Origin of the sequence: Cupriavidus sp. D39 (assembly GCF_026627925.1) — a bacterium.
GTDB lineage: Bacteria > Pseudomonadota > Gammaproteobacteria > Burkholderiales > Burkholderiaceae > Cupriavidus > Cupriavidus ulmosensis.
This window is the reverse complement of the sequence record NZ_JAPNLE010000009.1, coordinates 1,880,227-1,901,488: the sequence shown is the minus strand read 5'-3', so window position 1 is coordinate 1,901,488 and position 21,262 is coordinate 1,880,227. Positions and strand designations below refer to the sequence as shown.

At 66.1% G+C, this 21,262-nt stretch carries 19 protein-coding genes, 1 tRNA gene and 1 pseudogene; 16 read left to right on the top strand and 5 right to left on the bottom strand.

The genetic code is table 11. The annotated features are described in order from the left end of the window. Window positions 1-70: 70 nt before the first annotated feature. Window positions 71-1,594 (bottom strand): fumarate hydratase, encoded by a 1,524-nt coding sequence (locus OMK73_RS20760; RefSeq protein WP_267603762.1) that lies wholly within the window; start codon window positions 1,592-1,594, stop codon window positions 71-73. Between the two features lie 284 nt (window positions 1,595-1,878). Between OMK73_RS20760 and OMK73_RS20755 the strand changes: the two genes are divergently transcribed. From OMK73_RS20755 to OMK73_RS20745, 3 genes are all read left to right on the top strand, one after another. Then, entirely contained in the window at window positions 1,879-2,673 is a 795-nt protein-coding gene (locus OMK73_RS20755) for a hypothetical protein (protein ID WP_267603761.1), read from the top strand. A gap of 156 nt (window positions 2,674-2,829) precedes the next feature. Next, entirely contained in the window at window positions 2,830-3,582 is a 753-nt protein-coding gene (locus tag OMK73_RS20750; protein WP_267606451.1) for a response regulator, read from the top strand. Further along, a complete protein-coding gene (locus OMK73_RS20745) occupies window positions 3,579-4,844 on the top strand; it encodes a HAMP domain-containing sensor histidine kinase (RefSeq protein WP_267603760.1) in 1,266 nt (421 codons plus the stop codon). Before OMK73_RS20750 ends, OMK73_RS20745 begins: the two co-directional genes overlap by 4 nt. A gap of 82 nt (window positions 4,845-4,926) precedes the next feature. On the opposite strand, the gene OMK73_RS20740 is transcribed toward OMK73_RS20745, so the two are convergent. Next, entirely contained in the window at window positions 4,927-5,871 is a 945-nt protein-coding gene (locus tag OMK73_RS20740; RefSeq protein WP_267603759.1) for a DMT family transporter, read from the bottom strand. Window positions 5,872-6,225: 354 nt separating this feature from the next. On the opposite strand from OMK73_RS20740, the gene acs reads away from it, so the two are divergent. The 4 genes and pseudogenes from acs to OMK73_RS20720 all read left to right on the top strand — a co-directional run bounded on the left by acs (window position 6,226) and on the right by OMK73_RS20720 (window position 11,345). Further along, window positions 6,226-8,208: an acetate--CoA ligase gene (gene acs, locus OMK73_RS20735; protein ID WP_267603758.1), complete on the top strand. Its 1,983-nt coding sequence runs from the start codon at window positions 6,226-6,228 to the stop codon at window positions 8,206-8,208. Window positions 8,209-8,293: 85 nt separating this feature from the next. Next, window positions 8,294-10,344, top strand: a pseudogene (locus OMK73_RS20730) (VC_2705 family sodium/solute symporter). A gap of 62 nt (window positions 10,345-10,406) precedes the next feature. Beyond that, a tRNA-Ser gene (locus OMK73_RS20725) sits at window positions 10,407-10,497 on the top strand. A 467-nt stretch (window positions 10,498-10,964) separates the two neighbouring features. Then, on the top strand, window positions 10,965-11,345 hold the full coding sequence (locus tag OMK73_RS20720) for a DUF5594 family protein (RefSeq protein ID WP_267603757.1): 381 nt from the start codon (window positions 10,965-10,967) through the stop codon (window positions 11,343-11,345). A gap of 15 nt (window positions 11,346-11,360) precedes the next feature. Here the strand turns inward: OMK73_RS20720 and OMK73_RS20715 are convergent, their stop codons facing one another. After that, entirely contained in the window at window positions 11,361-12,173 is an 813-nt protein-coding gene (locus tag OMK73_RS20715; RefSeq protein WP_267603756.1) for an IclR family transcriptional regulator, read from the bottom strand. After that, window positions 12,173-12,955, bottom strand: coding sequence for an IclR family transcriptional regulator (locus tag OMK73_RS20710; RefSeq protein ID WP_267603755.1), 783 nt, complete (start codon window positions 12,953-12,955; stop codon window positions 12,173-12,175). The genes OMK73_RS20715 and OMK73_RS20710 overlap by 1 nt, the downstream gene beginning before the upstream one ends. Window positions 12,956-13,160: 205 nt before the next feature. Between OMK73_RS20710 and OMK73_RS20705 the strand changes: the two genes are divergently transcribed. The 7 genes from OMK73_RS20705 (at window position 13,161) to OMK73_RS20675 (ending at window position 18,864) form a co-directional block, all read left to right on the top strand. Further along, window positions 13,161-14,324 carry an acyl-CoA dehydrogenase family protein gene (locus tag OMK73_RS20705; protein ID WP_267603754.1) on the top strand — a complete coding sequence of 388 codons (1,164 nt, stop codon included), beginning with the start codon at window positions 13,161-13,163 and terminating at the stop codon, window positions 14,322-14,324. A gap of 79 nt (window positions 14,325-14,403) precedes the next feature. Further along, entirely contained in the window at window positions 14,404-15,381 is a 978-nt protein-coding gene (locus OMK73_RS20700) for a Bug family tripartite tricarboxylate transporter substrate binding protein (RefSeq protein ID WP_267603753.1), read from the top strand. Window positions 15,382-15,386: 5 nt separating this feature from the next. Continuing rightward, window positions 15,387-16,571 (top strand): acyl-CoA dehydrogenase family protein, encoded by a 1,185-nt coding sequence (locus tag OMK73_RS20695; protein ID WP_420715552.1) that lies wholly within the window; start codon window positions 15,387-15,389, stop codon window positions 16,569-16,571. Between the two features lie 40 nt (window positions 16,572-16,611). Then, complete coding sequence (locus OMK73_RS20690; protein ID WP_267603752.1) at window positions 16,612-17,853, top strand: CaiB/BaiF CoA transferase family protein; 1,242 nt, start codon at window positions 16,612-16,614, stop codon at window positions 17,851-17,853. A gap of 82 nt (window positions 17,854-17,935) precedes the next feature. After that, a complete protein-coding gene (locus OMK73_RS20685) occupies window positions 17,936-18,139 on the top strand; it encodes a hypothetical protein (protein ID WP_006163545.1) in 204 nt (67 codons plus the stop codon). 88 nt (window positions 18,140-18,227) lie between these two features. Next, window positions 18,228-18,458, top strand: coding sequence for a hypothetical protein (locus tag OMK73_RS20680; protein WP_267603751.1), 231 nt, complete (start codon window positions 18,228-18,230; stop codon window positions 18,456-18,458). Window positions 18,459-18,579: 121 nt separating this feature from the next. Further along, window positions 18,580-18,864 (top strand): hypothetical protein, encoded by a 285-nt coding sequence (locus OMK73_RS20675; RefSeq protein ID WP_267603750.1) that lies wholly within the window; start codon window positions 18,580-18,582, stop codon window positions 18,862-18,864. Window positions 18,865-19,064: 200 nt separating this feature from the next. On the opposite strand, the gene OMK73_RS20670 is transcribed toward OMK73_RS20675, so the two are convergent. Next, window positions 19,065-20,225 (bottom strand): serine hydrolase domain-containing protein, encoded by a 1,161-nt coding sequence (locus OMK73_RS20670; protein ID WP_267603749.1) that lies wholly within the window; start codon window positions 20,223-20,225, stop codon window positions 19,065-19,067. 202 nt (window positions 20,226-20,427) lie between these two features. Here OMK73_RS20670 and OMK73_RS20665 point away from each other — a divergent pair, with 202 nt between their 5' ends. Both OMK73_RS20665 and OMK73_RS20660 read left to right on the top strand, forming a co-directional pair. Further along, a complete protein-coding gene (locus tag OMK73_RS20665) occupies window positions 20,428-20,655 on the top strand; it encodes a hypothetical protein (RefSeq protein ID WP_267603748.1) in 228 nt (75 codons plus the stop codon). A gap of 139 nt (window positions 20,656-20,794) precedes the next feature. After that, complete coding sequence (locus tag OMK73_RS20660) at window positions 20,795-21,079, top strand: hypothetical protein (protein ID WP_043347749.1); 285 nt, start codon at window positions 20,795-20,797, stop codon at window positions 21,077-21,079. Window positions 21,080-21,262: the final 183 nt, after the last annotated feature.

Below are 21,262 nucleotides of genomic sequence, written 5' to 3'. Positions count from 1 at the left end.
TTAGGTAGCAAAAGCCGGGTCGGAGGACCCGGCTTCTGCAGACAGCATCGCTGTCACGGCGTGGCTCGCGTTACAGCGCAGCGACCGGGATCTTGCCGATCCTGGCTTGCCATTCTGCGGGTCCGGTCTTGTGCACCGAGGTGCCTTCGCTGTCCACGGCCACCGTCACGGGCATGTCCTTGACGTCGAACTCGTAGATGGCTTCCATGCCGAGGTCTTCGAAGCCGACCACCTTGGCGTGCTTGATGGCCTTGGCCACCAGGTAAGCCGCGCCGCCGACCGCCATCAGGTAGGCCGACTTGTGCTTCTTGATGGCCTCGATCGCCACCGGGCCGCGCTCGGCCTTGCCGATCATCGAGATCAGGCCGGTCTGGGCCAGCATCATCTCGGTGAACTTGTCCATGCGGGTAGCCGTGGTGGGGCCTGCCGGGCCGACGGCTTCGTCGCGCACCGGATCGACCGGGCCCACGTAGTAGATCACGCGGTTGGTGAAGTCCACCGGCAGCTTCTCGCCCTTGGCCAGCATGTCGGCGATGCGCTTGTGCGCGGCGTCGCGGCCGGTCAGCATCTTGCCGTTGAGCAGCAGGGTCTGGCCCGGCTTCCACGAGGCGACTTCTGCCGGCGTCAGCGTGTTCAGGTCGACGCGCTTGGAGGTCTCGGTGTTCGGTGCCCACTCGACCTTCGGCCAGGCCGACAGGTCAGGCGCTTCGAGCTTGGCCGGGCCGCTGCCGTCCAGCGTGAAGTGCACGTGGCGGGTGGCCGCGCAGTTCGGGATCATCGCCACCGGCTTGGAGGCCGCGTGGGTCGGATAGCCCATGATCTTGACGTCCAGCACGGTGGCCAGGCCGCCCAGGCCTTGCGCGCCGATGCCCAGCGCATTGACCTTCTCGTACAGCTCGACGCGCATTTCCTCGATCCAGTCCTGCGGGCCGCGAGCGATCACGTCCTGGATGTCGATCGGGTCCATCAGCGATTCCTTGGCCATGACCATGGCCTTCTCGGCGGTGCCGCCGATGCCGATGCCCAGCATGCCCGGCGGGCACCAGCCAGCGCCCATGGTCGGCACGGTCTTGAGCACCCAGTCGACGATGGAGTCGGAAGGGTTAAGCATGACGAACTTCGACTTGTTCTCCGAGCCGCCGCCCTTGGCTGCCACCTGGATGTCCACCGTATTGCCCGGCACCACTTCATAGTGGATCACGGCAGGGGTGTTGTCCTTGGTATTCTTGCGGCCGCCTTCGGGCGGGTTCACGATGGACGCGCGCAGCACGTTGTCCGGGTTGGTGTAGCCGCGGCGCACGCCTTCGTTGATCATGTCCGACAGGCCCATGGTGGCGCCATCCCAGCGCACATCCATGCCGACCTTGACGAAGATCGTGACGATGCCGGTGTCCTGGCAGATCGGGCGCTTGCCTTCAGCGCACATACGGCTGTTGGTCAGGATTTGCGCGATCGCATCCTTGGCCGCGGGACTCTGCTCCAGCTCATAGGCACGGCCCAGGCTGGTGATGTAGTCCGTCGGGTGGTAATAGCTGATGTATTGCAGGGAGTCGGCGACGCTCTGGATGAGGTCTTCTTGTTTGATGACAGTCATTTTTGTGGGGAGGACAGTCGAGGGGAAATTCAGCCCGAAATCATACACCTAGCGAGGGGGATGCCGGATTGCATGCGCCTGTCGACAGTGCTGCGGGTGCCCTTCGCTACGCATGGCTGGCCGATGCGCATCCCCTGCCGCGAAGTTCCTCCCCCTCCCCGGCACGCTTGCCTTACAGGGCCTTACGGGGCGGCGAAATGACCCCGATTCCGTTTTCTCCTTGGAGAATGTTCCCCGTGGGCCGGCGGTTATCTTGGCATCTCCTCAATAACGGAGATGTGACCATGACCTTGAGCGCAATCGGCAGCAACACGTCGCTGTCCAGCCTTTTCCAGACGCAGTCGACCCACAAAAGCTGCGGTGGCCAGGATGCGTCCAGTAGCAGCGACACCAGCAATTCGGTAAGCAATCCTGCCGATGCGCTGATCCAGGCACTTCAGCAAACGCTGGCGCAGTTGGGCATCACGACCTCGTCATCCAGCACGGACGGCTCGACGACTGCCGCGTCCGCCACTACCTCAACCTCCGCCAGCACCGCTTCTGACGCTGCCGCCAGCACCACTAGCAGCACCAGCAGCGCCAGCAGCACCGCGTCTAGCGCCGATGCGTCCGGCAACGCGGTACAGGCTTTTGTCGGCGCGCTGTTCCAGGCACTCGCTGCCCAGGCTGCCAGCACCTCCGCGAGCCAGGGCACGAGCGCTGCGACCAGCGCCGCCAGCACGACGGCCAGCACCGTGGCCAGCGCGAGCGGGACCGACGCTACGCAGACCACCCAGGCGCCGGCTGCCGCAACCGGGCATCACCACCATCACCACCAGTACCAGAGCCTCAGCTCGGATCTGTCCAGCCTCGCGCAAGAGGCTGGCGCCAGCACCACTTCGTCCACCGGGACCAGCACGGACAGCGCCGGCAGCTCGGCCTTGTCGACACTCGAGACGGATTTTTCCGCGCTACTGCAATCCGGTAGCTCGGGATCGAATGTATCCTTGCAGTCGTTCCTGCAGACGCTGTCGGCCAACCTGAGCAGCGGCAAGGGTACGATGAGCATCGTCGGTAACTTCGTCACCACGCAGGCATAAAAAACGCTTGGAAGGCCGGTGCATTGCCGGCCACCGCGCCGTGCACGCCGCTCCCGGGCGGCGTGCACGCGCCTTCACATGCGGACCCCTATGGCGATGGACAGGCAGGCCAGCCGTTTCATTTCGTGCAGGCACCTGGCTCGCCAAACCATGTACATGACTCCTCACGTGCTTCTCGTCGACGACGACCCCGTCGCCTGTGACCTGCTGTCACGCCTCCTGCTGTCCAGCGGCATGACGGTGTCGGTGCTGCATGACGGCTACGACTTGTCGCGCCGCCTCACGCAAGAGAGGCCATCGGTGGTGCTGCTCGATATCATGATGCCGCGCAAGGACGGGCTGAGCGCGTTGCAGGAGGTGCGCGCGGCCGGTGACGATGTGCCCATGATTTTCCTGTCGGCGCGCGGCGAGGCCGCCGACCGCGCCGCGGGCCTGGAGCTTGGTGCCGACGACTACCTGCCCAAGCCATTCTGCTCGCGCGAACTGCTGGCGCGGATCCACGCGGTGCTGCGCCGCCGCCCGCAAGCCCCGGGGAGTGCGCCGGAGCGGCGTCTGTCTTACCGCTTTGGTCCGTTCGACGTCGATTTTTCCGCCCGCATCCTGACGCGGGACGGAGAGCGCCTGGCATTGCGCGATACCGAATTCGCCATGCTCAAGGTCTTCACCGGCCACCCCATGAAGGTGCTTTCGCGCGCCCGGCCGCACGACCGTCTCTATGGCTCGGACATGCATTTCCGCGACCGCAGCCTGGACGTGCCGGTCTGGCGCTTGCGCCGCGTGATCGAGGATGATCCATCGGTACCCCGTTATATCCAGACCGTGCGGGGCCGCGGCTACGTCTTTGTTCCCGGGCTCGACGCGTTCTGCGCCGACGAAGCCGATGACGTCGACGAAGCGCCGGACGCATGAAGAATCCGTTCAATACGCTGTTTGGGCGCATGGCGGTGCTATCCGTCTCCGTGCTCGTCATTGTCCATCTGGGCTGGACCGCGCTCATGTTTCACCTGCGCCCGCATGGCCAGGCGGACAGCATGGCACGGGGCATCGTGCTTGCGCTGGGCACGCTCGACGGGCGGCCAGGCGCCGGCGCGGGGCAGAAGCCGGGCGCTGCCATCCGGCTTGCCGCGCTTGGCACCGAGCCCGCCGCCGGCCCGCTGCCGGAGCATGGGCCGTTGCGCCATCTGCTGCGCGACCTTCGGCAAGGGCTCCCCGCGGGGGCGGAGCTGCGTGTGGACCAGGCGTGGCCGCCACACCTGTGGGCGCGGCTTCCCGGGCAGTCTCACTGGGCGGTCATGGCGCTGGACATGCGGCCGCCGCCATTGCCGCCGTTCGTCTTTGAAACCACTGGCATGCTGGTCGCGGCGATCCTGCTGTCCTTGTTCGTGGCATGGCAGATGCAGCGTCCCATCGCCCGCGTGGCCGGTGCCGCGCGCGAGCTCGGCAATGGCGGGAGCGCGGCGCTGATTCCGGTGACGGGCCCGTCCGAGTTGCGCTATCTGGCCGAGTCCTTCAATGACATGATGCGCAGGCAGGCAGAGAGCCGGGAGAACCAGGCGGTGATGCTCGCCGGCGTGGCGCATGACCTGAAGTCGCCGCTGACCCGGCTGCGCCTGCGCGCCGACGTGCTGGCGGACACCGCGGAGCGCGGTGGCTTTGTGCAGGACATCGACTCGATCACGCATATCGTCAACCAGTTCCTGGAATACGCGAACGAGAATCCCGATCCCGGCCCGGCCATCGAAGTCGATGCCTTCCTGCGCCAGCAGTTTTCCGGTGCGTTGTTCCAGTTGCGCCTGGATGCGGGGCCACGGTTCGTCCTGCCGCGCACGCTGGTGGACCGGATGGTCACCAACCTGGTGGACAACGCGCTGGAGTACGGCATGCCGCCGATCCAGATCGAGACCAGGCTGGAAGGCGATCACTGGCATGTCGTGATACGCGACCATGGCGAGGGCATGCCGGACGCGCAGGTCGAGGTGGCGATGCGTCCTTTCGTGCGGCTAGACACATCGCGCGGCGGTGATGGCCATTGTGGCCTGGGGCTGGCGATCGTCAGCCGCCTGGTGGAGCGCATGGGTGGCAAATGCCTTGCTCGCAATGCGCCCGGGGGCGGTTTTCAAGTCTGCCTTGTGCTGCCCGTGGCGCAACCACCAGAGCATCCGGTGGCATGAGGTGCTGGCCGCTGGCTAAGAAAAGCCGCAGCCTTGGCTGCGGTCAGACTGCTGACAAATCTGAGGCATTGTCAGTGCGCGGCTAGTCGGCGTTGCGCGCCTCTTCCCTGCTGGCGCGCCATGCCCGGCGGGCCAGCGGCCCGGGCCAGCTCGCCAGTGCGATGCCGGCCAGCACGCAGCCCAGTGCCACGCCGTGCGGCCAGCCTGGCGTCTCCCCGAGGAACACGATGCCGTAGGTGGCGGCCGCGATCGGCAGCACCGCCGTGAACACGCCCGCCATCTGTGCCGGCACATGGCGCACGCCTTTCATCCACAGCCAGAACGAGAAGATGCTGGCCGACAGCGCATACCAGAGCAGCATCCACCATATGCTCACGGGAACCGATGCCATGTCGAAACTCAGCAGCGGCATCAGGCCCAGCGGCAGCATCAGCAGCCCGCCGATCAAGTGCGTATAGGCGCAGATCTCGATAGCCGCCAGGGTCTGCGCCAGGCGCCGCGAGAGGATCACGTAGATCGATTCGCAGATCACCGCGCCCATGATCATCAGGTTGCCGAGCAGCGCATGCTCGCCGCCGCTGTCACCGGCGCTGCCGCCGCCATGTTCCGTGCCCCGCGCCACGTTCAGCACCGCGATGCCCGCCACCGCCAGCAAGACCGAGAACACCGTGCGCCGGGACAGCCGTTCGCGCAGGATCAGCCACGAGAGCAGGGCCACCGTGGCCGGGATGGTGCTGGTGATCACGCCTGCGGCCATGGCGCTGGTCAGCCGCACGCCGCCCAGCATCAGCAGCGTAAACAGGAACGTGCCGAAGAAGGCCTGCAGGAAGAGGTTGAGCCATTCGCCGCGCGAGACGGCGCGCATGCGCGCGGGGCGGTACCAGGGCGCCAGGCACGCAATGGCGATGGCGAAGCGCAGCAGCGCGAACAGCAGGATCGGTACGTAGGCGACGATGGCCTTGCCCAGCCCGACATTGCTGCCGACAAGGGCCATTGCGGCAATCACGAAGAGGGCGTGGATGGGCACGGGGTCTGGGTGGCGGCGCTGTTTGGTCGGGATCTGGCGGGGATCTGGCCGGGATCTGGCGAGCGCCGGCCGGTGGGTCGCGGTGGCGCGTGGCGCTGACCATATCTGCCCGCGAAGTCCCGCAATGCCGCAGCGCCGCGTTCGGGATAGGGCTCGCGGCATTATAGCTGTGCTAGCCTAATGGAGAAGGCTGCACATCCTTACCCGCGCCCGGCCGTTATTCATGGTGCGCTGCAGCAGGCGGCGCACGGGTGCCGGCATGCGTGCGGGTTGGGTTTGGCAGCGTCAGGTTTAAGTAAGCCGTCGAGCGTAAGTTCGCAGCCAGGCAGCCACGCTATATCAGGAGACAAGCAAATGTCCGCCATCGAGTCCGTGATGCAGGAGCATCGCATTTTCAATCCCCCGGAGTCGTTCGCCAAGCAAGCTGCGATTCCCAGCATGGAGGCTTACCAGGCCTTGTGCGACGAAGCCGAGCGCGACTACGAGGGTTTCTGGGCACGCCACGCCCGCGAGCAACTGCACTGGACCAAGCCCTTCACCAAGGTGCTGGACGAGAGCAATGCCCCGTTCTACAAGTGGTTCGAGGACGGCGAGCTCAATGCCTCCTATAACTGCCTGGACCGCAACCTGGACAACGGCAATGCCGAGAAGGTGGCCATTGTCTTCGAGGCCGACGACGGCACCGTCACCAAGGTCACCTATCGCCAGCTGCATGCCAAGGTCTGCCAGTTCGCCAACGGCCTCAAGGCACTGGGCATCAAGAAGGGCGACCGCGTCGTCATCTACATGCCCATGTCCGTCGAGGGCGTCGTGGCGATGCAAGCCTGCGCGCGCCTTGGCGCCACGCACTCGGTGGTGTTCGGCGGCTTCTCCGCCAAGTCGCTGCAGGAGCGGCTGGTCGACGTGGGCGCGGTGGCGCTGATCACCGCCGACGAACAGATGCGCGGCGGCAAGGCGCTGCCGCTCAAGGCCATCGCCGATGAAGCGCTGGCGCTGGGCGGCTGCGAAGCCGTGAAGAGCGTGATCGTGTACCGCCGCACCGGCGGCAAGGTTAACTGGGCCGAAGGCCGCGACCGCTGGATGGACGACGTCGCCGCCGGCCAGCCGCCGACGTGCGAAGCCGAACCTGTCAGCGCCGAGCATCCGCTGTTCGTGCTCTATACGTCGGGCTCCACCGGCAAGCCCAAGGGCGTGCAGCACAGCACCGGCGGCTACCTGCTGTGGGCGCTGATGACGATGAAGTGGAGCTTCGACATCAAGCCCGACGACATGTTCTGGTGCACCGCCGACATCGGCTGGGTCACCGGGCACACCTACATCGCCTACGGCCCGCTGGCCGCCGGCGCCACGCAGGTGGTGTTCGAGGGCGTGCCCACCTATCCCAACGCCGGCCGCTTCTGGGACATGATCGCGCGCCACAAGGTCAGCATCTTCTACACCGCGCCGACCGCGATCCGCTCGCTGATCAAGGCGGCCGAGGCCGACGAGAAGATCCATCCCAAGCAATACGACCTGTCCAGCCTGCGCCTGCTGGGCACGGTGGGCGAGCCGATCAACCCTGAAGCGTGGATGTGGTACCACCGCAATATCGGCGGCGAGCGCTGCCCGGTGGTGGACACCTTCTGGCAGACCGAGACCGGCGGCCACATGATCACGCCGCTGCCTGGCGCCACGCCGCTGGTGCCGGGCTCGTGCACCTTGCCGCTGCCGGGCATCATCGCGGCCATCGTCGACGAGACGGGGCAGGACGTGCCGAACGGCAGCGGTGGCATCCTGGTGGTCAAGCGTCCGTGGCCGTCGATGATCCGCACCATCTGGGGCGACCCGGAGCGCTTCAAGAAGAGCTACTTCCCGGAAGAACTCGGCGGCAAGCTGTATCTCGCCGGCGACGGCTCGATCCGCGACAAGGACACCGGCTACTTCACCATCATGGGCCGCATCGACGACGTGCTCAACGTCTCGGGACACCGCATGGGCACGATGGAAATCGAGTCCGCGCTGGTCTCCAACCCGATGGTGGCCGAAGCCGCGGTGGTAGGCCGCCCTGACGACATGACCGGCGAGGCCATCTGCGCATTCGTGGTGCTCAAGCGCTCCCGCCCGGACGAGGAAGAGGCCAAGAAAATCGCCGCCGAGCTGCGCAACTGGGTGGGCAAGGAGATCGGCCCGATCGCCAAGCCAAAGGACATCCGCTTTGGCGACAACCTGCCCAAGACGCGTTCAGGCAAGATCATGCGGCGCCTGTTGCGCTCGCTGGCCAAGAACGAAGAAATCACCCAGGATACGTCCACCCTGGAAAACCCCGCCATCCTGGACCAGTTGAAGCAGGCACAATAACGCGGTCATCCGCCTCTGCCGGCGCGCCTTGCGCGTGCCGGCGGTTTCCTTGCTCGCCCACCCCGCCTGTCCAACCACTGCTCCCATGCCTGACGAACAGTCGCGCTTTCGCCGACGGCTGCTGCTGTACTACGGCTTGTTCACGATAGGCCTGTTTGTCTTCATCGGCATGATGGGCCTGCTGGAGCATTCCAGCGGCGATGCCCTCTGGCTTGGCTACGTCTTCCTGTTCGTCACCATCGCCATCTATGCCTGCATCGGGCTGATCTGCCGCACCTCCGACCTCAATGAATACTATGTAGCCGGCCGGCGCGTGCCCGCGCTGTTCAACGGCATGGCAATCGCCGCCGACTGGATGAGCGCGGCATCCTTCATTGGCCTGGCCGGCATCCTGTTCGCGTCGGGCTACGAAGGCCTTGCCTACGTGATGGGCTGGACCGGCGGCTATTGCCTGGTCGCGTTCCTGCTCGCGCCCTACCTGCGCAAGTACGGCGGCTACACCATCCCCGACTTCCTCGCCGCGCGCTATGGCAATGGCAAGCCCGGCGGCAACATGCCGGTGCGCGCCATTGCCGTGCTGGCGGCTTCGCTATGTTCCTTCGTCTACCTGGTGGCGCAGATCCAGGGGTAGGGCTGATCGTCACCCGCTTTATCGGCGTGGAGTTCGCCGTCGGCGTGTTCTTCGGCCTGGCCGGCATCCTGGTGTGCTCGTTCCTCGGCGGCATGCGCGCGGTGACGTGGACCCAGGTCGCGCAATACATCATGCTGATCGTGGCCTTCCTGGTTACGGTCTCGATGATCGCGTGGAAGCATCACCATGAAGCGCTGCCGCAACTGAGCTACGGCACGCTGCTGCAGCAGATCGACACGCGCGAGCGCAGCATCGAGCGTGACCCGGCCGAACAGGCAGTGCGCGAGTTCTACCGCCAGCAGGCCATCCAGATGCAGGATCGCATCTCGCGGCTGCCGCGGTCGTTCGACGAGGAGCGCAATGCGCTGGCCGCGCGCTTGCAGGAGCTGCGCTTGCGCAACGCGCCGCTGCGCGAGATCAAGACGGTGGAGCGCGAGCGGGTGGAGTTTCCGCGCGACGTAGCCGCGGCCCAGCAGCAATGGAACCAGCAGCGTGAAGATGCCCTGGCGCGCAGCCAGCCCTCCACGCCGTCGACCGAACCCTATCCGTCGCCCTCCGAGGAGGAGCGAAAGACCAAGCGCCTGAACTTTGTGTTGCTGGTGTTCTGCCTGATGCTGGGCACCGCCAGCCTGCCGCACATCCTGACGCGGCTCTACACCACGCCGTCGGTGAAGGAGTCGCGCAACTCGGTGGCGTGGGCGGTGTTCTTCATCGCGCTGCTCTACGTCTCCGCGCCCGCACTCGCGGCGCTGGTCAAGTACGAATTCCTCCAGCACCTGGTCGGCACGCCATACGCGGAACTGCCGCAATGGGTGGTGCAATGGCGCAAGGTCGACCCGCCGGTGTTCGGCATTCGCGATGTGAACGGCGACGGCATCGTGCAATGGGCGGAGATCCTCATCCAGCCCGACATGATCGTGCTCGCCGCGCCGGAAATCGCCGGCTTGCCCTACGTGATCTCGGGCCTGGTTGCCGCGGGCGCGCTGGCGGCCGCGCTATCCACCGCCGACGGCCTGCTGCTCACCATTGCCAACGCGCTGTCGCACGACGTTTTCTATCACATGGTCGACCGCACCGCGAGCCACCAGCGGCGCGTCACCACCGCCAAGATCGTGCTGCTTGGCGTGGCGCTGTTTGCCTCTTACGTCACCTCGCTGCGTCCCGGCAATATTCTCTTCCTGGTCGGCGCGGCGTTCTCGCTGGCCGCGTCCAGTTTCTTCCCGGTGCTGGTGCTGGCGATCTTCTGGCGCCGCACTACAGCCGCAGGCGCGGTGGCGGGCATGGTGGCCGGACTCGGGGTGGCGGTCTACTATATCTTCGTCAACTACCCGTTCTTTACCCGCATGACCGGCATTTTCGGCAATCGCTGGTTCGGCGTGGACCCGATCGCTTCCGGTGCATTCGGCGTGCCCGCCGGCTTTGCCGTGGCCATCCTGGCCAGCCTGCTGACGCCACGCAACGCGCCGGTGATCGACCGTCTCGTGACGTACTTGCGACGCGGATAGGGCCTTCGAGCACGAAACACTAGATTTGCGAAACAACACTCTGATATACTCGCGGACTTGCTGGAGAGATGGATGAGCGGTTTAAGTCGCACGCCTGGAAAGCGTGTATAGGTTAATAGCCTATCCGGGGTTCGAATCCCCGTCTCTCCGCCAGAACAACGGAAAAAGCCCTTGATACTCAAGGGCTTTTTCTATTTCCGGGGCAGGTTTCAGGGGCACCACGTGCATCTGGAGTCCTGGCATCAGGTGGGCTCCCCATCATAGAAAAAGCACCTGTAGCAGGTGCTTTTTTAATCTCCCGCAGTTGAAGAGGGGAGGGGACCGAACCGGGTCGGCAAACTCATTGGGATCCGGTTCGGACTTGCAAGCCTAATCGGCTTGCTTGATCTCACTGCCATGTTGGCCAGAGGATCATCTGCCGCTTACCTTCGCTTTGCTACTGCGTGTCTCAGTCGGCAGATCTTCAGTATAGGTCGGCGCACGGCGGGGTCAACCTGAGTTTGATGGCGGGCCATCGTGCTTGTGAGTTCTGGCGCACGTGGCGATCCGCGAGCATTCCCGAGGCCGTCGCGGCGAACGCGCCGTGCTACGATCGATAAAAAATCGGGATGAGACATTCAGTGAGCCAAGACATTGCAGCGCGCTTCAATGCGGAGTTGGCCCCGCGCATCGCCCAGACGATCACGGATTTGTTCAGGGGCCGCATTCAGGTCGCGGTGGTGCCGGACGAGAGGCCTGGCCGGGCGGCGCGCGTCCACCTTTGCGGCGAACCGTTCGATGAGCCGCGGCGGTTCGCGCAGCAGTTGAACGTCTACCTGTCGTGGGACGGGCTTGAGGTGGAAGGGCTGTTTGCTGCCGGTGGCGCGGAAAAATTCGAGCACTATCTCGCTGCCCTTCCGGGCAAGATGCGCGCGTGGCAAACGCCCCGGCAGATCGATTTCGGGACGCGCTCGCAGGCGGACCCTACCGTGCTGCTTGGCGGGCTGGATTTCGAGCATTGAGCCGTTCCGGCGTTTTCACCGCATCCCCAGCAGTCTTTCCACGTTCCGCGCCAGGTCCAGCAACTGCGGGGCGACTTCCCGCTCGCGCGCGGCGAATGGCCCGGCCGGTGCCGATACCCCGCAGTTGAATATCATCCATTGCGAGTCCACTGGCCGGAACAGCGGCACGGCAAAGCCATAGACATCGCTGCGCCATTCGCCACGGTTCACGCAGTAGCCCTTGGCCTCGAAATCCTGCCGCAGGCGGGGGAACTGCGGCTGGAAGCGCAGGAAGGCATCCGGGTCCTGCAGGCGCAGGCGATTGAGCACGCTGTCGCGTTCTTCGGCGGGCGCCTTGCATAGCCAGGCCTTGCCGATGGCGGTGGTGAGCATGGGCAGCGCGGCGCCGATGTCCGGTGTGACCACGAGGCTGTCGGTGGAGCGGGCGGTCTCCACATAGATCATCTGCGTGCGGTCGCGCATGCCTAGCGACACCGCGCCGCCGACGCGATCGGCGAGTTCTTTCATCAATGGCCGGGCAATCTGGCGGATATGCATGCTGGCCAGCAGCGGATAGCCGAGCGAGAGTACGGGCGCGCCAAGCCGGTACTTGGCCTGTGTGGCGTCGCGGCGCAGGTAGCCGAGCACGGTCAGCGTGTGCGTGAGCCTGGCCACGGCCGACCGGGACTGGCCGGTGCGTTGTGCAAATTCCTTGTTGCCAAGCAGGGACTCGCCAGGACGGTAGGCCAGCAGGATATCGATGCCGTGCGCGAGCGTGGTGGCGAACTGGCGGTCGCCGGTGTCGCGCTCGTCGGCCACGGGCGTGCCGCGCGAAGGCGTCGATGCCATCACGCGATCCCCAACGCGGTCTCCACGCGCCGCACCATCCGCAGCAGCCTGGGACCCATTTCGCGTTCGAGCTTTCGCGGCGTCATCCGGGCGCTTGGCGCCCCGCAATTGAAGACCAGTATCTCGCCGTCGATCTCGGCACGCATCGGCACGGCCACGGCATGCACGTCGCGCTGCCATTCCCCGCGCGACAGGCAGAAGCCGAGCGTGGCGAAATCGTGCGCCGCGGCTTCCAGCGCGGCGGCGTGCGCGTGCCATTGCCCGGCATCGCTGGCGCGCAGCGCAGCCAGCACCGGCTCGCGCTCGCCGGGCGGCGCCTGGCAGAGCCAGGCGCGTCCAATGGCGGTGGGGAGCATGGGCAGCGAGGCGCCGATATCGGGCCGGAAGGCGATGGCGTCGTGCCCGCGGCTGGTTTCCACGTAGACCATCTGCAGCCGGTCGCGCAGGCCCAGCGAGACCGAGCCGCCCACTTCGTCGGCGAGCTGCTTCATCAGCGGGCGCGCGAGCTGCCTGACCTTGAGGCTGGCCAACAGCGGGTAGCCAAGCGAGAGCGCGGTGGAGCCCAGCCGGTAGCGGCGCAGCTCGGTGTCGTAGAGCAACAGCCCGCGCGCCGCCAGCGTGTACGTCAGGCGGCTGATGGTGGCCTTGGACAGCCCGGTGCGCGCAACCAGCTGCTTGTTGCTCATGACGGGCTCGCCCACGCGAAAGCACTGCAGCAGCGCCAGGCCGTGCGCCAGCGTGGTGGCGAAGGCGGGGTCCGGATGATGGGGGCGGGGCGGCATCGGGCGTGAGAGGAAGACAGTTCAAAGGCGAAGCATGGGCTGCACCGCAGGGCCGGGATACGCATCCATCATAGCCATTGCCGGGCATTCCGGGCACGCCTCGCGTTCAAGATAGCGAAACATCGATCCGCTTTTCAGGCCCTGCTTGCTACGCTGGTTTCCACGCAGCCGATCCCGGCGGCACTTACCGGATGGAGCAAGACAGATGATCAGGGAACCGGACGCCTTTCAGGCCTTCCTGGCCGAATTGCGGCGTTTCGTGCGCGAGCGGCTGGTGCCGCGCGAGGCCGAGGTGGCCGCGCTCGATGCAATACCCGAAGCGCTGGTAAAGGAAATGGCCGAGCTGGGCTTGTTCGGTTTTTCGATTCCCGAGGCGTACGGCGGCGCCGGCATGACAACCGAGGAACTCGTGTTGGCGGCGCTGGAGTTGTCCCAGTGCTCGGTAGCCTTCCGCGCGCGGGTGGGCACCAATACCGGCATTGGCTCGGAAGCGCTGGTGGCGGATGGCACGCCCGAGCAGAAGCGCCGCTACCTGCCCTTGCTCGCCAGTGGCGAGCTGACCGGCTCGTTCGCGCTGACCGAGCCGGAGGCCGGCTCGGATGCCACGGCGTTGACGACTTGCGCGCGGCGCGACGGCGACCACTACGTGCTCAACGGCACCAAGTGCTTCATCACCAACGCCCCCATCGCTGGTTTGTTCACGGTCATGGCGCGCACCGATCCCGCGCGCAGCGGGGCCGCCGGCATCTCGGCATTTATCGTGGAGCGCGGCACGCCGGGCCTGACCACCGGGCAGCCGTATCGCAAGATGGGGCAAGAGGGCTCGCCGGTCTCGGAGGTGCACTTCAACGATTGCCGCGTGCCCGCCGCCAACCTGATCGGGGGCGAGGAAGGGCAGGGCTTTCGCACCGCGATGAAGGTGCTCAACAAGCAGCGCATCCACTTGGCCGCGCTGTGCACCGGGCCGGCCATCCGCATGCTGGATGAAGCGATCCGCTTCGTCACCGAGCGCAAGCAGTTCGGCCAGCCGCTGGCGGAATTCCAGCTGGTGCAGGCGATGATCGCCGATTGCCAGACCGAGATCTTTGCTGCGCGCGCGCTGATCATGGAGACGGCGCGCCAGCGCGATCGCGGTGAGGACGTGACCATGCAGGCCTCGATGTGCAAGTACTTCGCCTCCGAGATGTGCGGGCGCGTGGCGGATCGCTGCGTGCAGATGTTTGGCGGCTACGGCTATATCGCGGACTTCGGCATCGAGCGCTTCTATCGCGATGTGCGCTTGTTCCGCCTGTACGAAGGCACCAGCCAGATCCACCAGCTCAACATCGCCAAGCGCACGCTGGCGCAGGCCGCGGCCGGCAATGCGTAGAGGCCAGCGGGCTATCAGAACGACACAGAACAGCCGCCGGCCATCATGCCAGGTGGCGTCATTCCGTCAAGGAGACACCATGTTGAAAACCATGCTTGCCGCGGGCTCCGTCCTGCTGACTCTGCTCGGGCTTGCGCAACCTGCGCTTGCCGAGGCAGCCTATCCCGCCAAAGTGATCCGCCTGGTCGTGCCGTTCCCGCCGGGTGGGTCCACCGATACGCTGGCGCGCTTGCTGGCCGAGCAATTGAAGGACGAACTCGGCCAGACCGTGGTCGTTGAGAACAAGGCTGGCGCGGGTGGCAATATCGGCGGCGATGCGGTGGCCAAGGCGGCGCCGGACGGCTATACGCTGCTGTTGGCCGCGGCCGGTCCCACCGTGATCAATCCCAGCCTTTACGCGCGCATGTCCTATGACCCGCTGCGCGACCTCGCGCCGATCACGATGCTGGCGCGCGAGCACAACCTGATGGTGATCAACCCTTCGGTGCCGGCGCGCAACCTCAAGGAGTTCATCGCCTATGCCAAGAGCAAGCCCGAGCAGCTCAGCTTTGGCTCGCCGGGCAACGGCTCCCCGGCGCAACTCGCGGGCGAGTTGCTGAACCAGTCCGCCGGCATCAAGCTGCAGCACGTACCGTACAAGGGCAGCGGCCCCGCGGTAGCCGACCTCATCGCCGGGCATATCACGCTGATGATCGACAACATGCCGGCGTTGCTGCCGTATGTGCAATCGGGGCGCCTGCGTGCCCTGGCGGTAGCCAGCGACAAGCGCGCCAGCGCCTTGCCCGATGTGCCGACGGTCGAGGAGGCCGGGCTCAAGGGCTATGTGGTGACGGCGTGGAAGGGGCTGATGGCGCCGGCCGGCACGCCGCGCCCGATCATCGCCAAGCTGCATGACGCGACCGTGAAGATCCTGGCCAAGCCGCAGATTCGCAAGCGCCTGGTGGACCTCGGCGCGGAGCCGGTCGGCAACACGCCCGAGCAGTTCGCCGCGCTGATCCGCAGCGATACGGCATGGTGGGCCGCGCTGGTGAAGTCGACCGGCACCACACTGGACTAAGCGCGATGCCGACCATGCCATCGCACCCGGACAGCCCGGATACGCGCCTCACCGAACTACGCGAGGCGGTGCGCCGCTTCGTCGAGGCGCATGCCATCCCCAGCGAGGACCCAGCGCTGGCCCACGACGTAGTGCGGCTTGACGCGGTCACGCGCGGCTTGCAGGCGCGCGCACGCGAGGCCGGCATCTACGCCCCGCACTTGCCGCGCGAATACGGCGGCCTCGGCTTGAACTGGAGCGAGCGTGCGCAAGTGCTGGAGGAAGCGGGGCGCAGCTTTCTCGGCGCGCCCGCGCTCAATTGCGCGCCGCCCGACCAGCCCAACATGATCAACCTGCTGCAGCAAGGCACGCCGGCGCAGCAGCGCAAGTACCTGATGCCGCTGATCGGCGGCGAGATCCGTTCCTGCTTTGCCATGACCGAGCCGGCGCCCGGCGCGGGCTCCGATCCCGGCATGCTGCGCACCATTGCCGAGCGCGCGAAAGGCAACTGGGTGCTGAACGGGCACAAGTGGTTTATCAGCGGCGCGGTGGGCGCGGCCTTCGCCATCGTGCTCGCACGCACGGAAGACGGCGCCACGATGTTCCTGGTGGATGCCGATAACCCGGGTTACCGGCTGGTGCGCAATATCGCTGGCATGGACGGCTACCAGATCGGTGGGCACGGCGAGATCTTGCTGGCGCAATGCGTGGTGCCGGACGACGCCGTGCTGGGCGAGCCGGGCAAGGGCTTCGACTATGCGCAGGCGCGCCTGGAGCCCGCCAGGCTGTCGCACTGCATGCGCTTTATCGGCCGGGCCTCGCGCGCCATGGAAATCGCCCAGCGCTATGCCGCGCAGCGCGATTCGTTCGGGCAGCGTTTGTGCGAGCTCCAGCAGATCCAGGCCATGGTGGCGGATTCGCATATCGACCTGCACGCCAGCCGGCTGATGGTGCGCGATTGCGCCATGCGCATGGACGCAGGCGAATCGGTCAAGCACGAGTCGGCCATGACCAAGGTCTTTGTGTCGGAAGCCGTGTGGCGCGTGGCGGACCGTGCTGTGCAAATCATGGGCGCGCAAGGGATTTCCGACGATACGCCGGTCTCGATGATCCAGCGCGAGCTGCGGCCATTCCGCATTTACGACGGCGCATCGGAGCTGCATCGCGCCACGCTGGCGCGGCGCATTTTCAAGAGCGGCATGCGGCCCTGAGCCATCTTCCACCACACAACAATATCTCCTCGGCACCATCATGAACCACACAAATCAAGACGCGCCCGCCGCGCGGCAGAACGGACCGCTTGCCGGTGTGCGCATCCTCGACATGGCTACGGTGGTAGCCGCGCCATTTGCCAGCACGCTGTGCGCGGACATGGGCGCGGACGTCGTCAAGCTCGAGTTGCCCAATGGTACCGATCCGCTGCGCGGGCTCGCGCCGGTGAAGGGCAAGTTGCCGCTGTACTGGAAGGTCACCAACCGCGGCAAGCGCGGCATCACGCTGGACGTGCGCAAGCCGCAAGGGCGCGCGCTGTTCCTCAAGATGCTGCCGCAGTTCGATGTGCTGGTGGAGAATTTCCGCACCGGCACGCTGGACCGCTGGGGCCTCGACGCCGAGACCCTGCGCGCGGCCAATCCGCGCCTGACGATCCTGCGCCTGACCGGTTTTGGCCAGACCGGGCCGTATGCCGGGCGCGCCGGCTTTGCACGCGTGTTCGAGGCGATGAGCGGGTTCACCAACCTGGCGGGCGACCCGTCGGGTTCCCCCATGCACATGAACTATCCGATGGGCGACATGGTGGCCGGCCTGTTCGGCGCGTTCTCGATCGCGGCGGCGGTGGCCGACAGCCGCCGCGCGCAGGCGCATGGCAACGAGGCGCGCGGGCGCGAGATCGACTTGTCGGCCACCGAAGCACTGTTCCGCCTGCTGGAGCCGCTGGCGGTGGAGTACGAGCAACTGGGGCAGGTGCGCAATCGCGCGGGCAATCGTGCCACCTACACTGCGCCGTCCAATATGTACGCCACGGCGGACGGGCACTGGGTATCGCTGGTGGCCTCGTCGGACCCGATCTTCCGCCGGCTTTGCCATGCCATCGGCGATCCGGCCATGGCCGACGATCCGCGCTATGCCAGCAACCCGGAGCGAGTACGCCATCTCGATGCGCTCGACGCTGCCGTCAAGGCCTGGTTTGCCACGCATGACTATGCGGCCGTGGCGCAGGCGCTGGGCGTGCACGAGATCCCGTTCAGCAAGATCTTCACCATTGTCGATATCCTGGAGGATCCACATTTTCTGGCGCGCGGCGCGGTCGTCCGCTTGCCTGACCCCGATCTCGGCTCGATTCCCGCGCCCTGCATGGTGCCGAGGTTTTCCGGCCATGCGCCGCCTGCGCCCCGCAGCGGCCCCGCGGTGGGCGAGCACAACGCGGCGTTCTATGGCGAACTTGGCCTGACGCCGGCCGACCTGGAAACGCTGCGCGAGCTGCAGGTGGTCTGACCCGCGCGGGGCACCGGCGTTGCGACCGCCTCCTGCGCAACTCGTGCTACAGTGGCCCGATCCGATTCTCCGGAGGAGCATCATGGCTAAGGATTCCACGCCGCATCTTCAGGCAATTGTCCAGACAGCGCCGCAGGCCGGGCGCTACGTATGGGTGATCACCCTGGTCGACTTCGCCGCGCAGCTGGTCAAGCGCACCATTGTTTCGGACGATACCTTCACCACGTCGGACGCGGCGCGCGTGGCTGGCGACGCGCAGCTCAAGGCAATGGCGGCGGATAAATAGCCGCTACGCGCGGCATGGGCCGCGCGGCATTGACACAGCCGGCGCGCAGCGGCCCACGCGGTGGCTGCATGCGCGAGGCGCGGGAGCGATGATGAGCATGTGCGAGGCCTGTGCGCAGATACGGCCCGGCTCGACTGGCGGCACGGGGCATCCCCGGCTGCTGCTGACCGATACGCAGCGCATCAAGCCGCGCGGCCAGCCCGCGATCACCTTTGCCACTTACACCTGTGCCGACTGCGGCTGCCGCTGGCGCCACGAGAGCGACAAGAACGGCAAGGGACCAGGCTGGTCGATGCAGCCCGCGGACGAGGCGGACTGACGCTGGCTGACCGGTTTGAAGTCATTGCCGACACCGCCCGGCAACAGGGCGGGGCGAAATCGTGGAAGCGCGGCGCCGGCAGGCCGCATCCACCCATCCACCATCAATAGGGGAGCGCAAGTTGGACACTGGACCTTTCACCCGCTACAAGGGCTTCGATCTCTACCCGTTGATCTATCGCCACCAGGCGGAACGCACCTGGCCCGAGCGCCGGCCGGACCGCAGCTTCAACGCGTCGGTGGTGATTTGCCGCGAGGGGCATGAGCCGGGGACCGAGCGCTCGCGCGTGTTCCGCCTCAGCGCCGCGCCCTGGGATAATATCGGCACCGCGCGCCGCGGTGCCGTGAAGTTCGGCGAGGACATCATCAACGGCCTGGTGCCGGGCGAGTCGGTTACTGCGCTGTAGGGTTCGGTCGGGCGCGGTAGGCGCCGCCAGCCGCTGTGGCTGCGGGCTGCCACAGCGGCGCTTCATCACGGCGCTATGGCATCACGGCATCACGGCGTCATGGCGCTGTACACCGTGTTCCTGAACCACGCGCGGTAATACTCGCGCTGCCCCGGCGCCTGCATCATCCAGATCGCCACGGTCTTCTCCTTCGGGTCGACTCAGAAATAGGTGCCTCCGACCCCGCCCCAGTAGTAGTCCCCGACCGATCCCGGCGTGGCCGATTCGCCGGTGCCCGTGCGTGTGCCGAAACCCAGGCCGAAGCCATAGCCCGGCCCCGGCAGGTAGGCCGCGCCGCGCGCCAGGGAAAGGGCGCCGATGGTGCCAAGGTGGTCGGCCGTCATGTAGGCGACCGTCTTCGGCGACAGCAGGCGCACCCCGTCGATCTCGCCGCCATTGAGCAGCATCTGGGCAAAGCGGAAGTAGTCGGCCGCGGTCGACACCAAGCCGCCGCCGCCCGATTCAAGCTTCGGGGCGCGGCGTACGTCGATCAGCCCGACCGGCACCTTGCTGTCGGGATCGATGGCAAAGGGCTCCGCGATGCGGCCTTGCTGAGCCGGTGGCACCCAGAACCCGGTGTCCTTCATCTGCAATGGCGTGAAGATCCGCTGCTGCAGATGCCTGGCCAGCGTCTGGCCCGACACGCGCTCGAGCAGGGCGCCCAGCACATCGGTGGAGCGGCTGTATTCCCAGGTGGTGCCGGGCTGGAACTGCAGCGGCACCTTGGCCAGACGGGCGATGAATTCGGTATTGCTTTGTTCGGTGGCGTCCACGTCCAGGCGCTTGTATTCCTGCTTGACCAGCGACTTGCCGAAGACGCCGTAGGTCAGGCCCGAGGTGTGGCGCAGCAGGTCCTGCACGGTCATCTCGCGCTGGGCGGGCACGAGTTCCAGCACAGGCTTGCCGGCAGCGTCGGTCTTCTCCACGCCAACGCGCAGGCCCTTGAGCTCGGGCAGGTACTTCGACACCGGGTCGGCCAGCTGTACGCGGCCGTCCTCGACCATCATCATCACCGCCACCGAGACGATCGGCTTGCTCATCGAGTAGATGCGGAAGATCGAGTCCGGGCGCATCGGCACCTTGCGTGCCGTGTCCTGCCAGCCAATGGCCTGCGTGTTGACGATGCTGCCGTTGCGGGCGACCAGGTACACGGCGCCGGGAATGCGGCCTTGCTCGACATCGGCACGCACGCGTGCGCTCATGCTGTCCAATTGCGTGGCGGAGAAGCCGGTCGTGAGCGGTGCGGCATTTTGCGTGTTGGCCGGGGCCGCGCAGGCGGCCAGCAGCGCGACCGCCAGCACCGGCAAAGTGCTACGTATCATTTGTCTCGTCCTTTGTCTTATCGTTGTCTTGGCAATGTCTTATCGACGCGGCATCGATGAGGCACCGATATTGCATCGGGAAGGGCTCAATTGCGGCAAATGCAACGGGATCATCGCACGCATGGGGGCGCGCGTGAATCGAGGCTCACCCGAATCGGGCCGCGCGCCATGCTACGATCCCGACAAATCATCGGAGGTGAAGATGTCAAAACACGTGTTCACTCGCAGCCAGTACCTGGCCATCCTCAACGAAAGCCTGAAGAACGATCCGAGGTGGCAGCCAGGCATGGCCTTTGTCTTTCATCCGCTCGGCGCGGACGCATCCAGCGCGACCGGCGTCGGATGCACCGGCCCCGACGAGGCGCTTCCCGTCTACGCGGAGATCGAGCGGGTGGCGGCGGACTTGATCGAGGTGAGGGACGCGCAGTAGCGGGCTGGCGCTGTGACGCAATGCGGGGCCGGGCAGGAGGTATCACGCCGTGTATCACGCCGTGTGCGCGACGCAAAGGCGAGCCCTCCCGCCGACCTGCGTACAATACCGCCCCAGACAGACTCTAGCGGAACAAGCCGTGAAAAAGACCGACCTCGAAAAGAACAAAGCGTTGAAACTCGCAAACAGCCTGAAGCTGTCCGCCGCAGTCCGTGCCGGCCGTGATACCGGCCCGGCCAAGGTCGATCGTCGCGAACAGCGCCGGCTCGACCAGGAACAAGGCCTGGTGCCGTTTGCCTGCAAGCTGGATGCCGAACTGGTGAAGCGCCTGCAGGCACTGGCACCGGCGCATGCCGGTGGCATGAGCGGCCTGCTGAAGGAGGCGCTGGAGCGCGGCCTGCCGCAGGAAGATGCGGCAGCCTGATTGCAGCACGCTGGCAGGGTGGGCATGAAGCACTGATTTGTGCGTTTTTGTCCACGCGAACAGTGTGGTACGCAGGACCGTAGCAAGATGGAAGCAAACAAAACGCCCGCTGGGTTTCAGCGGGCGTTTTGCTGTTCAGGGGTTTATTCAGGGGTTGTCTCCCGGATGCCGTTCCTGTCTGAG